This is a genomic window from Sphingobacteriaceae bacterium, from assembly GCA_002319075.1.
Lineage (GTDB): Bacteria > Bacteroidota > Bacteroidia > B-17B0 > Aurantibacillaceae > Aurantibacillus.
Genome location: NVQB01000001.1, coordinates 924,392 through 936,681 on the forward strand (window position 1 = coordinate 924,392; position 12,290 = coordinate 936,681).

Consider the following 12,290-nt stretch of genomic DNA (forward strand, 5'->3'; position numbering starts at 1 on the left):
TCCGCTATAATAGCAAAAATTGGAGTCGTCATTTTCCATGATTAAATAGCTCTTCAAGTTTTTTAAAACGGTAATCGAAAATTTCATTGATCTTATTTTTGATAAACAAAAAGTTCACGATTTTACCAATGAAGCCAAATGGCACTTTATAATGTAAAACATCTATCATCTCAACACCCCCGGGAACTTCTTTTAAAAAGTGCTTGTGATGCCAGAAAGCATAGGGACCAAAACGCTGCTCATCTACAAAATACCGGTGATGCTCTGCGTGTGTGATTTCTGTTACCCAATGCATTTTAATGCCTAACACAGGTGTAACATAGTACTCAATGATTTGACCTGGATACATTTTTTTTATATCGTCCTTATCAGAAAGGATATGAAAACCCATGTAAGAGGGTGTTATTAAAGCGAGATTAGCTGGAGAACTCATGAAGTTCCAAACCGTATCGATATCACTTTTTAAAAGTTGAGATGTTCGCAATGTATTTAACATGCATCAAAGGTATTGATTTTTTGTTTAACAAATCAATACTTTTGTTAAACAAAATAAACTTACTATTTTAACCTCCAACTACTCAAAACAAGGTCGGCTTTGCTTATTTTTTATTTTATACTGACTCCTCAGGCTTTATCGGCATGTTCATGACGAAACAACTAAGTAATAAAAGGTCATTTTACCCCGGCCGCCTTCTTGAAAACCGAAAGTCAAAGTATCTTTTTATACCAGCCTTTGAGGAAGGGAAGGTGTGATGCAACCAATGCAAGATCTGCACGAAATAAAATAAGTCTTGCAGGCAGTCATTGGAGATTTCTTTTTCAGAGAGGACGCGCTTGCTCCTTTAGCAAGTAATTGTTTCATTTGATAAAGCCCCTCCCCAAAGGGTCAGCGAAGCTAATCCATCTCCCGCTACCAAAGAAAGAAAAACCCTTGATAAGTAAGATGATTAAGGGTTTTTCGTTTGTATAGGTTTGAAGCACTTTAATTTAAATTTATCTCATTTACTTTCAAATGATTACTGTTCGATTCCCCTAGGTTCTCAGTTAGTTATCACCGTTCATCCATTCACCATTTCAACTACAACAATCCGAGTATTGGCTAATTGAGCAAAAGGATATAAACGGAACTTTGTCCATATAAAAAAACAGAAAATGGATAATCAAAAGAAAATAATTTTAGTGACGGGTGCTTCGTCCGGTATGGGCGAAGATTTTGTAAAATCGTTATTAAAAGATGGGCACATTGTATACGGGGCAGCAAGAAGACTGGAACGAATGGACGCCATTAAACGCGCAGGAGCAAAAGTGTTAGACCTGGATGTTACAAATGACGAGTCCATGATCAATTGCGTTGCAACTATTATTAAGAATGAAAAAAAAATAGATATTTTAGTAAACAGTGCTGGCTTTGGTTTGAATGCAGCTGTTGAAGACGTTTCCATAGCGGACGCCAAATATCAATTTGAGGTGAACGTGTTTGGTGTAGCAAGGCTTATTCAATTGGTTTTACCTCACATGAGGGCACAACGTTCCGGAAAAATTATCAATATTTCATCCGTAGCAGGTAAAGTTTCTTCACCAATGGCTGGATGGTACCATGCCAGCAAACATGCGTTAGAAGCGCTTAGTGATAGCCTAAGATTGGAAACAAAGCAATTTGGGATTGACGTTGTGATTATCGAACCCGGTTCTGTAAAATCTGAATGGGGAGCTATAGCCATGGACAAAACCTTCAAAATTTCCGGCGATGGACCTTACAAAGCTATGGCAAAAGCCTATATTGCAAACGTTAAGGCTTTTGATCCTAAAGGTTCCGACCCTAGTGTCATTACAAATTTGCTTCAGAAAGCAATTGCTGCCAAAAAACCAAAAACAAGATATGCAGGTGGATTTATGGCTGTACCTTTATTGATCATGCGAAAACTACTTTCCGATAAAGCGTTTGATGCCATTTTATTAAGTCAGTTAAAGCCAAAAAAATAGCAAATTATTTTATTATGAAGGAAAGAAAAGCTCCTCCCGTTACAATCAATTCTATATCTGAGTTACATCATATTATGGGTTATGATAAACCGGAGCATCCCTTAATAAGTGTGACGAAACATACGAATGAACCTTCTATGATCCTGGACGGGCCGATAAGCTTTATTGCAAATTTTTATATTGTGATGATGAAGAGCGAGGTAAATGGTAAGTTAAAATACGGACAAAACTATTACGATTTTGACGAAGGCATTTTGGCGATGCTAGCCCCGGGTCAGGTTCTGTCTATCGATAATGGCCAACAATACAGCGGCAAAGGTTGGCTTCTGGCTTTCCATCCTGATTTTGTACGTAATTACCCTCTGTCAAAAACAATTAAAAATTACGGCTTTTTCGCTTATAACATAAATGAAGCATTGCACCTTTCTAAAAAGGAAGAAAAAATGATGGAAGGAATTATGAAGCATATTCAAAAGGAATATAATTCTTCTATTGATCAGTTTAGTCATGATGTTATGATCTCACATTTAGACCTGTTGCTGAATTATTCCAACCGGTTTTATAATCGCCAGTTTCTCACAAGAAAATCTGCCAGCAGCAATCAGCTGGTTAAATTAGATGATCTGCTCACGGATTATTTCAGAAGTGATAAGATTCAGAAGCTCGGACTTCCACCGGTTCACTATATTTCGGACAAACTTAACGTTTCAGCCAATTATTTAAGCGACATGTTACGGAGCCTTACTGGGCAAAGCACGCAGCAACACATTCACAACAAGCTTATTGAAGTTGCAAAAGAATCTCTAACTACTACACAACTCTCAGTAAGTGAGATTGCCTATCAATTAGGATTTGAGCACCCTCAAAGTTTTAATAAATTATTCAAAAGCAAAACCAATCTTTCGCCGCTTGAGTTCAGAAGTTCTTTTAATTAATTCACTAACACAGTTTCAACTTTTAGACGGTTGAACTATTGATCAACTAGGCAATTGATTTCTGTATAAGTCCAAAATCTAAGCAAGAACCCGCGTATCTTCTAGCAACTCGTTCGAAATTTGTATCGGAGGGGCTACCAAAGGAAAGCCTTCAGCTTCGCTGAGAGGTTTTTTAGTTTACGCCGGGCGCAAGCTTGCTTGCAGACCGGGGGAAATAAAAAACACTTTGGGATCAAGCGGAAAAGTTGGGGACAAAATAAATCCCTCTTTATTTTAACTTCTCAATTTTATAATTTTCTAAAAATTTAAAGAGATAATATAGTGATCCAAGCGCCACTGACCAGAACGGCATCCCCGTGAAGACTGACATTAAACGGCTGCTTGGTGGTGGCTTTACGCCCTAGCGTAAAGACCCTGCACAAGCATTACCCGCTTTTATGACAGGCGAGCGGGATATAGCCGGGCAAAAGTTCAGTGAACTTTTGAGCCAGACTGTGTGTTAGAAGGACCCTGTGAAGCGAAAGGCGCTCCGAAAATAATCTGGCCTTTCGACTTCAGAGGGAGGCGCCAAAAATACTATTCTAAACTTCTAACCGAACTGAGTTTTTAAATCCCCCAACCTTTCCGCTTGATCCACGCGCTTCATAAATCAGTCTAAACTTATAAGTTGACACTGATTTTTTAAAGATCATCGCCTTTTACGCGGGATGTCGTTTTTGAATATTATTGAATAATCAAAACAAGAAAAAAGCAAGTCAAAACGACTTGCTTTTAAAATTAGAAATAATTTAAATACTCAACTTTGATTAATCCTTCACCACCTTTTTGGTAAAGATAAGCTCCTTGTTTTGCACTATACGAAGCGTATAAATTCCTTTTTCAAATTTGCTAAGATCCAACACAGTAGTTTCCGAAACCTCGGGATTAACAGCTACTTTTTCTCCGAGTAAATTATATAATTCGATGGTAGCATTTGTGAATGCAACGTTGGTTTTAATTACCAGGTTACTGGAAGCAGGATTCGGATAACTAGTTATAGTTTCTGAATTGTACATTAGCGAAGAAATTCCAGTACAGGCATTCACTACCTGTGAAATAGCAAGATGTGTAGCGCACCCTTCTGTGTTGTACCCCGTAACTGTAAAATCGGTCGTTGCAGATGGCGTTACCACTGCTGCAGGGCCTTGAGCGCCCGAGCTCCACGAGTAAGTTACAGCACCCGATACAGTAAGAGTTACTGCGTCGCCATTACAAATAGGTGCTGTAGCTCCGGCCACCAAAGTAGGTGTAGGATTTACTGAGATAACTACATTTTCAACATTAGAACTAATACATCCCAGCGAACTGGTACCGGCAACAGTGTAACTGGTGGCCACACTTGGGCTTACAACTGCACTTCCGCCCGCGTAGCTATAAGTAGCAGCTCCTGTTGCAGTGATAGTATAATTGTCGCCAATACAAATAGTAGCGTCACTGGCGGAAATTACCGGACTCGGAATTACTGTAATGGAACTTACCGCGGTATTAGTACAACCGTTTGCACCTATTCCCGAGACAGTATAAGAGTTTACAGGGCCTGTAGGATTTACCACGGGGTTACTGGCAGGATACCCGTAAGCAGTGCCTCCTGAAGCGGATAGCGTAAAACTTTTTCCAGAGCAAACTGATCCGCTGTTAACCGTAATAGATGGTAGTGCCTGAGCGAGTAACACAGTTGCTCCATTCGAAAAGCTGTTTGCAGTTGCTATATCCGGCAGACCATCGCTGTTGAAATCAGCCGAAATAATAGAATTAGGACCTTGTGCTGTTGGAATATTTTTTACAGTGGAAAATGTTCCAGTTCCATTTCCCAGTAAAATAGAGGCAGAGCTTGTTGAATACGTTGCTGTAGCTATATCCATTTTCCCATCATTATTAAAGTCTTTAGAAATGATCTTGTAGATTTGTGTGTTAACAATGTAATTCACACGCGGATTAAAAGTTCCGTTACCAAGACCTATAAATACGCAAATGTAATTATCACTGAAATTACATACAGCAAGATCTAATTTTCCATCGTTATTGTAGTCTGCAGTAGTCACATCATAAGGATTGGTTGCTGAAACATAACTTGAAGCAGGTCCCATTGCACCGGTTCCATTGCCGAGTACAACCGATACGTCGTTTGTTTGATCATTAGCCACTGCCAGATCCATGTTGCCGTCATTATTAAAATCACCCGCAGTTACTCCGTGCGGACCGGTACCTGTTGTAAAAGTAAATGCGGTACCAAAAGTTCCATTACCATTACCTGGCAGTACTGAAGAGGGTGTTGCAATATCCATGAGTCCATCATTATTAAAATCAGCTGCTACTATGGAAAGAGGTCCGTACAGCGTGGGGCCGGGAACCGAAGTGAAGGCGCCTGCTCCGTTTCCGATTAAGACAGAAATACCCTGACTGCCTGAATTGTGCGATATAATTAAATCAACGTGTCCGTCACTGTTAATATCTGTATTTATGATATACCATGGAAAAGCTGTGATGGTATAAATAACCGGAGCGCCAAGAGCGCCTGTGGCACTGCCCATGCGAATAGACATGCTGCTGCCCAGGAAGTTAACGACAGCCAGATCCGGATGTCCATCTTCATTAAAGTCGCCGGAAGTTACACCATAGCCCGTTGAACCGGTTGTGTAATTAGCGGCTGGCGCATAACAGATGGAAGGAACTTGAGCATGAAGAGCAGTAACAAAAACTGAAAATGCGAGCAGAAAAAAATAGGATACTGAATGTTTCATAGAATTGGGTTAGAAATTTTCCAAAAGTAACCAAACGAATTAATTTACACAAATAGCTGTTTTATTATGAAACTATTGCGATCGGTAACTATGTTATTGCGAGGCAACTTTCTTCCTCTCCCCAACTCCAATAATTATATGGCGAAATTACTATTCTCCTCTACAAAAATTATAATCTTATGCAAAACCCGGTTCCCTCTAAAACCCCTGCTATAAGTCATTTGTAAAATGAGTTGTATTTATTATTTTTGCCGGCTTAAATTGTAAGCACTTATACCTGACCATGAAAAAAAACCTATTCTTATTTATTACGGCCTGCTTTTTAAGCGTAACTGTTTTGGCGCAGACAGCAGAGACAGAACCCAATAACATGATTACAGATTCAGGAGTTCAAACCCTGAGCTCCAACGGAAGCTTCAGCGGGAGCTATTCATTCACAGACATTGAATATTATAAGCTGGCACCTAACACCGGCGGCACGATTTCAGTAACCTTTACAAATGCACCCGCCGCGAACGCACTCTTCCTTTCCGTTGTTCAAGGTAATTCGGTTGTGGCCAGTACTTCTAACCCCGGCACATTTACTTACGTTCTTAATCCTGCACTTAATTACATCCTTTATACCGGAACGGGCACCGCTACTGGAGCCTGGAAGTTCACGGTAAATGGTTTATCTACCGTTTCCGGAAGTATAGTAAGCACAAATGTTTTATGTAACGCGGGGACAACAGGAGCAGCAACCGTTATAGCTGGTGGCGGGGCACCTTTCACCTATTCGTGGCTGCCTTCGGGAGGAACATCTTCTGTTGCAACAGGATTGTCAGCAGGAAACTACAGTGTAGTCATAACAAACGTCGATGGAATTTCTCTGACAAAAACGCTAAGCATTACACAACCACCCGCTTTAACAAGTAGCAACGCTATAACTCCACCTGCCTGTAATAGCAGTTTCGGCAGTGCTACAGTTACAGCATCCGGGGGGACAGTACCTTACGATTACCTGTGGTCGAATTCGCAAATTGGTTCTACTGGCTCATTTCTTTATGCGGGCGTTTATACGGTTAGTATTTCAGATGCAAATACCTGCACAACAGTTACCACAGTGAATGTTACAGAACCTAGTCCTATTTTTTATACTTTTTATTCAAGCGGAATTCCATGTCATGGTGGTACCGGAACCTCCAGCGTAAGTGCCACGGGTGGATCAGGGGTTTATACTTATTCCTGGTCAACAGGTGCTACCTCTTCTTCTGTATCAGGTCTTCCTCCCGGTACACATTCCGTTACCGTTACAGATACCTATGGCTGCGCTAATCTGATGTCAGCGATTTTCAGTGATCCACCTTTACTGGTTAGTACAACAACTACCGCTAACGCAACCTGCGTTTCAATGGGAAGCGCTTCAGTAAATGCCACCGGGGGAACTGCTCCTTATACTTATTCCTGGTCCAGCTCATCTACAACCTCAGTTGTAGCATTAAACCCCGGAACTTACAGCGTAACAGTAAAGGATGCAAATGACTGCATCAGCAGCAATACCCTGAGCATTTCAACACCTCCTGCCGTATCTCTAACAACCACGGCTACCTCTCCTTCTATATGTGCAGGTGAAACCTTGACTCTAACTGCAAATGCTGGCGGCGGCACCGGAGCCATTACCTACACATGGACCACCGGATCAAATTCAGGTACACTTGCTGCAACACCTTCTGTGAACACATCGTACACAGTTACCGCTTCTGATAGTTATGGCTGTGCAGCCAGCAGCAGTGTTTCTGTTTTAGTTAACCCACTGCCAACGGTTAGCGTTAACAGCGGAGTAATTTGCTCAGGAAGCTCTTTTACAATTATTCCCACAGGTGCCTCAAATTATAGCATTAGCGGCAATACCTTTACCGTTACACCCGGCACTACAACAACTTACTCTGTAACTGGTACAAGCACCGCTGGTTGCGTAACATCTGGTCCTGCAATAGCAACCATATCGGTAAATATTACGCCAACCATATCGGTAGGTAATTCTACTATTTGTTCAGGAACTTCCATCAGTATTACTCCAGGCGGAGCTACATCTTACAGTATAAGTGGATCCAATTTCAGTGTCTCACCTGCTACTACTACTTCTTACAGCATAACAGGAAGCAGTAACGGATGCCTCTCTTCTAATACAGTAGTAGCGACAATTTCTGTTAACGCTTCGCCAACCATCGCCGTAAATGATGCAACTATTTGCTCTGGCACAAGCGTTGTTATCACTCCCACTGGAGCAATGTCATACAGCATTACCGGCAATACATTTACGGTTATGCCAAATACAAGTACTTCTTATTCAGTAACGGGAACTGACGCGAACGGCTGTCAATCAAATAACATAGCAGTAGCAACCATTTCGGTAAACACAAGCCCCACAGTTGTGGTTAGCAATTCGGTTATTTGTGCCGGTGAGCAGGTAAACATTGTTCCCAGCGGCGCCGACACCTACAGTATTACTGGCGGCAGTTTTACACTTTCGCCAACTACAACCACTTCTTATTCCATTACGGGTACAAATCTGAACGGATGTTTATCTTCTAATACAGCAATTACCACTGTATCAGTAAATGCCACACCAACACTCAGCCTGAATAGTCCAACGATTTGTTCGGGAAACGCCACTACTCTCATTCCTTCAGGAGCCCTAAACTACACAATCAGTGGTGGCAACTTCACAGTGTCGCCGGTGAGCACTTCTTTCTACACGGTAACAGGCACCGACGTAAATGGTTGTGCTTCACAGCCACTTACCACAACAGTAACGGTTAACGGTTTACCGATAGTGACTGTTGCAAGCTCAAATGCTACCATTTGTTCTGGTGAAACTGCCACACTAACCGCGAACGGAGCAACCACTTATACCTGGAGCTCGCTGGAGAATACTCCTGACATCGTTTTCTCCTCCGGGGTTGCTTTATCTGCAACTTTCACAGTTAGTGGAACGGATCTGAATGGTTGCGTAAATACAGCAACCGTTATGCAGGTGGTTGATCTTTGTACGGGTTTCTCAAAAACGGAAGACGCGGATGTTTTAGTGAACTTTTTTCCCAACCCTTCTAATGGCGTACTTACAGCTAACTTCAATTTTGACGGGCGAAAAAACCTGTTCATTTTTGATGAAACCGGTAGAGTTGTAATGAGCCTTAGCACAGAGGACAAGGTTCAAACCATTGACATGACCGCTTATGCCAAAGGCATGTATTTTGTTAAACTTCAGAGTCAAAGAATAAGCAAAAATTTTAGAATTGTTACTCAGTAGTTCTGCAAGGTATTAATCGTGTATATCTCATTATTAAAGGCCAGCGTTAAAGCTGGTCTTTTTTTTTATTCAGTTCTATTTTTAAGAAGCTGGTTTTTGACAAATCGCCATGGTAGTTCTATTAGAATTTCATTCTTAATATTTCTAAAGTAATTACTCCCTGAATCACTCTTTTCATTGGCTTTTATGTGCTATTTTTAATATTAAACTGCAATAAAATAATGCACTACTACCAACCCAGTCATGTAGTATCAAAACTAAATTCATAAATCCTTAATATCTTCACATCCTCTATGAATGATGATTTTTTTTACATGAAAAGGTGCATTGAATTGGCGAAGATTGCCAAGGCACGCGGGGATAGTGCGGTTGGAGCGCTAATTGTAGTCAACGAAAGAATCATTGGCGAAGGCATAGAAAGCGGTAAGTCACAAAAGGATATCACCTTTCATGCAGAGATAGAAGCAATCCGGCATGCAAGACTTTATTTAAACAGTTCAGACTTGTCTGATTGCATTTTATATAGCACTCACGAACCTTGCATTATGTGCTCATATGTACTGCGCCAACACGGTGTTAAAAAAATTGTTGTTGGCGCAGGCTCTGGTGATATTGGCGGTTACAGCTCTTCTTATCCTCTCCTACTCGACACAAGTATTTCTAAATGGAGAAATCCTCCGGAAATCATTACTGGAGTTTTGGAAAATGAATGTAAAGACCTCTTTGAGTAACTTGCAACACTTCGTCGCCTGATGTAGCGCGCATTCTTATTTGAATTTGATAACTAATGGATTGATCTGCGTAAACACCCTCCATCCTACCCTGCCTACCTTTGTCTTGTAAATTAAACAAGTCATGGATTTAAAAAACAAAACAATTCTAATTACTGGAGGCACCAGCGGCTTTGGATTGCTCTTTGCTGAAAAACTTTTTAAAGGGGGTAACACTGTTATAATAACCGGGCGCGACGCTGATAAACTAGCTCTTGTAAAAAATCAATTTCCTTCCATTCATACTTTTCAGAGCGACGTGAGTAAGGTGGATGACATTCTTCATCTTTTTACACACGTCACAAAACAATTTCCTGCCTTAAGTATTCTTATTAATAATGCTGGAGAAATGAGAAGGATTAATTTGCACGATCCTGCCAACGACATTCATAACATCACGAGGGAGATAGAAATTAATTTATCGGGGCCAATCCGCATGATACAACACTTTCTTCCCTTTTTAAAAACAAAACCCGAAGCTGCTATTCTGAATGTTACTTCAGGACTTGCCCTGGTTCCTTTTCCTATCTCACCCGTTTATGGCGCAACAAAATCGGGCCTGCGTTCTTATACCAGGTCTTTAAGAGTTCAATTAAAAAAAACAAACATAAAAGTTTTTGAATTGATTGCACCCGCAGCGAATACTCCGCTTGCTGCTAAATTCTCAAAAGATGTGGACAGTAGAACCGCTATGGATCCAAATAAACTGGTAGACCTGGCTATTAAAGGATTGCATAACGATACTTACGAAATCTATCCTGGTATGGCAAAAGCAATGAAACTTCTCAGCCGTTTGATTCCTGATCAGTTTTTAAAACTATTAAGTAAACCCGTAGATGCAATGCTTGCAGAACAGTAAACACGAATTAACTCATACAAAAATCAAAAAATAAAAAATAAAAAATGACAACTAAAAACAAAATCGCACTCATAACCGGTGCAAGTCGCGGACTGGGAAAAAACATGGCTTTGAGCCTTGCTGCAAAAGGAGTTGATATTATCTTCACCTACAACTCAAACAAAGAAGAAGCCACAAAAACCGTGAAAGAAATCGAAAACAGGGGTCGGAAAGCGATCGCCCTGCAATTAAACGCAGGTGATACAAAAAGCTTTACAGCATTCTTCACAGCACTAAAAGACGTTCTGAAAAACAATTTCAGCAGCGGGCACTTCGATTTCTTAGTAAACAACGCCGGGATCGGAATCTACAACTCTTTTGAAGCAACTACAGAAGAACAATTTGATGAACTAATGAATATTCACTTTAAAGGTGTTTATTTTTTGACCCAAAAAGCGCTTCCATTTTTAAATGATGGCGGAAGAATTATTAATATTTCAACAGGACTGGCACGATTTAGTTCCCCTGGATACGCCGCTTACGCCTCTATGAAAGGTGCTATTGAAACGCTCAGTAAATACATGGCTAAAGAGTTGGGCGCGCGTGGCATTGCGGTAAACGTGGTAGCTCCAGGTGCCATTGAAACAGATTTTGGCGGTGGCTCTGTGAGAGATAATGCCGATATAAATAAACATCTGGCTTCTCTTACAGCACTCGGACGCGTGGGACTTCCAGACGATATTGGCGGTGTGGTAGCTTTTCTTTGCAGCGAAGATGCAAGATGGATTAATGCCCAGCGCATAGAAGTATCAGGAGGAATGAACTTATAACATACATAAGAGCAGAATCAGATAAAAATTCTGCTCTTTAAATTAAAAATCATGAAAATAATAAGCGCTATACTCATTCTTGTAACAGCGGCCCTCAGTTTTAAACATGGCTGGGAAGGCTTGCGCAACAATAGTCCAGGGGGAGATCCAATTTTAGTTTCATGGGGACTAAATAAAACACTACAATTACTGTTAAGCTTACTAACGCTCGTTACGGCTTTACTGATTCTGTTTCCACAGAGTTTTTTTACCGGCAACGTCCTCTCCGCGCTTATGTTTATTTTACTCATCTGTTTTCAACTAAGTACAGGCAACGTAAAAGCGGCACTTATAGAAACTCCATTTTTGCTTTTTCCGCTTGTTCTCATCTATCTGGGACATCCATTAAAAAAATAACTATCTTTTAGAGTACCATGAAAGATCCCACAATAATTTGTGTTTTTAAATTAGAAAAATTCCGGGTTGGAAACATTCCCCAAATTAAAACCGGAGAATTCTACAAAATTATTTTTTTAAAAAATCAAACCCAGGGGTTTGCGAGCCTTGTATTTGATTATCCCGGAACCCCTTTAATACATAGTGCCGGCGAAGAAGGGTTTCTCTGCCTTTTTTCGAGAACTTTCTTTTCAAAAGTCATCACCGACAAAATAGACCTTATCTCCTACGGAACTAAAAGAGGTACCTTTTATTCGCTTAACGAAAAAGAAGATTCACATGTAACTTCTATTTTCACAAAAATGTTGCAGGAAATAAATTCTCATTACACCTATAAACACGACCTGCTTAGAAATTACATTTCAGAAATCACTCACGTTGTACTCAAATCATTAGCCGAAAATCAGTATCACTAAAAGCCTTATCT

Annotated in this window: 10 protein-coding genes; 8 read left to right on the forward strand and 2 right to left on the reverse strand. The window is 40.5% G+C overall.

Translation table 11 applies throughout. The annotated features are described in order from the left end of the window. Positions 1-28: 28 nt before the first annotated feature. On the reverse strand, positions 29-496 hold the full coding sequence (locus tag CNR22_04185) for a hypothetical protein (GenBank protein ID PBQ31000.1): 468 nt from the start codon (positions 494-496) through the stop codon (positions 29-31). 656 nt (positions 497-1,152) lie between these two features. Between CNR22_04185 and CNR22_04190 the strand changes: the two genes are divergently transcribed. After that, entirely contained in the window at positions 1,153-1,983 is an 831-nt protein-coding gene (locus CNR22_04190) for a short-chain dehydrogenase/reductase (protein ID PBQ31001.1), read from the forward strand. A 14-nt stretch (positions 1,984-1,997) separates the two neighbouring features. Beyond that, a complete protein-coding gene (locus tag CNR22_04195) occupies positions 1,998-2,918 on the forward strand; it encodes an AraC family transcriptional regulator (GenBank protein PBQ31002.1) in 921 nt (306 codons plus the stop codon). An 806-nt stretch (positions 2,919-3,724) separates the two neighbouring features. On the opposite strand, the gene CNR22_04200 is transcribed toward CNR22_04195, so the two are convergent. After that, positions 3,725-5,698: a hypothetical protein gene (locus tag CNR22_04200; GenBank protein PBQ31003.1), complete on the reverse strand. Its 1,974-nt coding sequence runs from the start codon at positions 5,696-5,698 to the stop codon at positions 3,725-3,727. A 283-nt stretch (positions 5,699-5,981) separates the two neighbouring features. Between CNR22_04200 and CNR22_04205 the strand changes: the two genes are divergently transcribed. The 6 genes from CNR22_04205 to CNR22_04230 all read left to right on the forward strand — a co-directional run bounded on the left by CNR22_04205 (position 5,982) and on the right by CNR22_04230 (position 12,279). Continuing rightward, on the forward strand, positions 5,982-8,990 hold the full coding sequence (locus CNR22_04205) for a hypothetical protein (GenBank protein ID PBQ31004.1): 3,009 nt from the start codon (positions 5,982-5,984) through the stop codon (positions 8,988-8,990). 293 nt (positions 8,991-9,283) lie between these two features. Continuing rightward, a complete protein-coding gene (locus tag CNR22_04210) occupies positions 9,284-9,721 on the forward strand; it encodes a tRNA-specific adenosine deaminase (GenBank protein PBQ31005.1) in 438 nt (145 codons plus the stop codon). Positions 9,722-9,845: 124 nt separating this feature from the next. Next, positions 9,846-10,619 carry a short-chain dehydrogenase gene (locus CNR22_04215; protein ID PBQ31006.1) on the forward strand — a complete coding sequence of 258 codons (774 nt, stop codon included), beginning with the start codon at positions 9,846-9,848 and terminating at the stop codon, positions 10,617-10,619. A 44-nt stretch (positions 10,620-10,663) separates the two neighbouring features. Continuing rightward, positions 10,664-11,428, forward strand: coding sequence for a short-chain dehydrogenase (locus tag CNR22_04220; GenBank protein PBQ31007.1), 765 nt, complete (start codon positions 10,664-10,666; stop codon positions 11,426-11,428). A gap of 51 nt (positions 11,429-11,479) precedes the next feature. Then, positions 11,480-11,824: a hypothetical protein gene (locus CNR22_04225; GenBank protein PBQ31008.1), complete on the forward strand. Its 345-nt coding sequence runs from the start codon at positions 11,480-11,482 to the stop codon at positions 11,822-11,824. 17 nt (positions 11,825-11,841) lie between these two features. After that, positions 11,842-12,279: a hypothetical protein gene (locus CNR22_04230; GenBank protein PBQ31009.1), complete on the forward strand. Its 438-nt coding sequence runs from the start codon at positions 11,842-11,844 to the stop codon at positions 12,277-12,279. Positions 12,280-12,290: the final 11 nt, after the last annotated feature.

Coding starts and splice junctions, on each gene's coding strand:
- CNR22_04230 (PBQ31009.1), top strand. CDS start 11,842: ATGAAAGATCCCACAATAATTTGTGTTTTTAAATTAGAAAAATTCCGG.
- CNR22_04205 (PBQ31004.1), top strand. CDS start 5,982: ATGAAAAAAAACCTATTCTTATTTATTACGGCCTGCTTTTTAAGCGTA.
- CNR22_04185 (PBQ31000.1), bottom strand. CDS start 496: ATGTTAAATACATTGCGAACATCTCAACTTTTAAAAAGTGATATCGAT.
- CNR22_04210 (PBQ31005.1), top strand. CDS start 9,284: ATGAATGATGATTTTTTTTACATGAAAAGGTGCATTGAATTGGCGAAG.
- CNR22_04215 (PBQ31006.1), top strand. CDS start 9,846: ATGGATTTAAAAAACAAAACAATTCTAATTACTGGAGGCACCAGCGGC.
- CNR22_04225 (PBQ31008.1), top strand. CDS start 11,480: ATGAAAATAATAAGCGCTATACTCATTCTTGTAACAGCGGCCCTCAGT.
- CNR22_04220 (PBQ31007.1), top strand. CDS start 10,664: ATGACAACTAAAAACAAAATCGCACTCATAACCGGTGCAAGTCGCGGA.
- CNR22_04195 (PBQ31002.1), top strand. CDS start 1,998: ATGAAGGAAAGAAAAGCTCCTCCCGTTACAATCAATTCTATATCTGAG.
- CNR22_04200 (PBQ31003.1), bottom strand. CDS start 5,698: ATGAAACATTCAGTATCCTATTTTTTTCTGCTCGCATTTTCAGTTTTT.
- CNR22_04190 (PBQ31001.1), top strand. CDS start 1,153: ATGGATAATCAAAAGAAAATAATTTTAGTGACGGGTGCTTCGTCCGGT.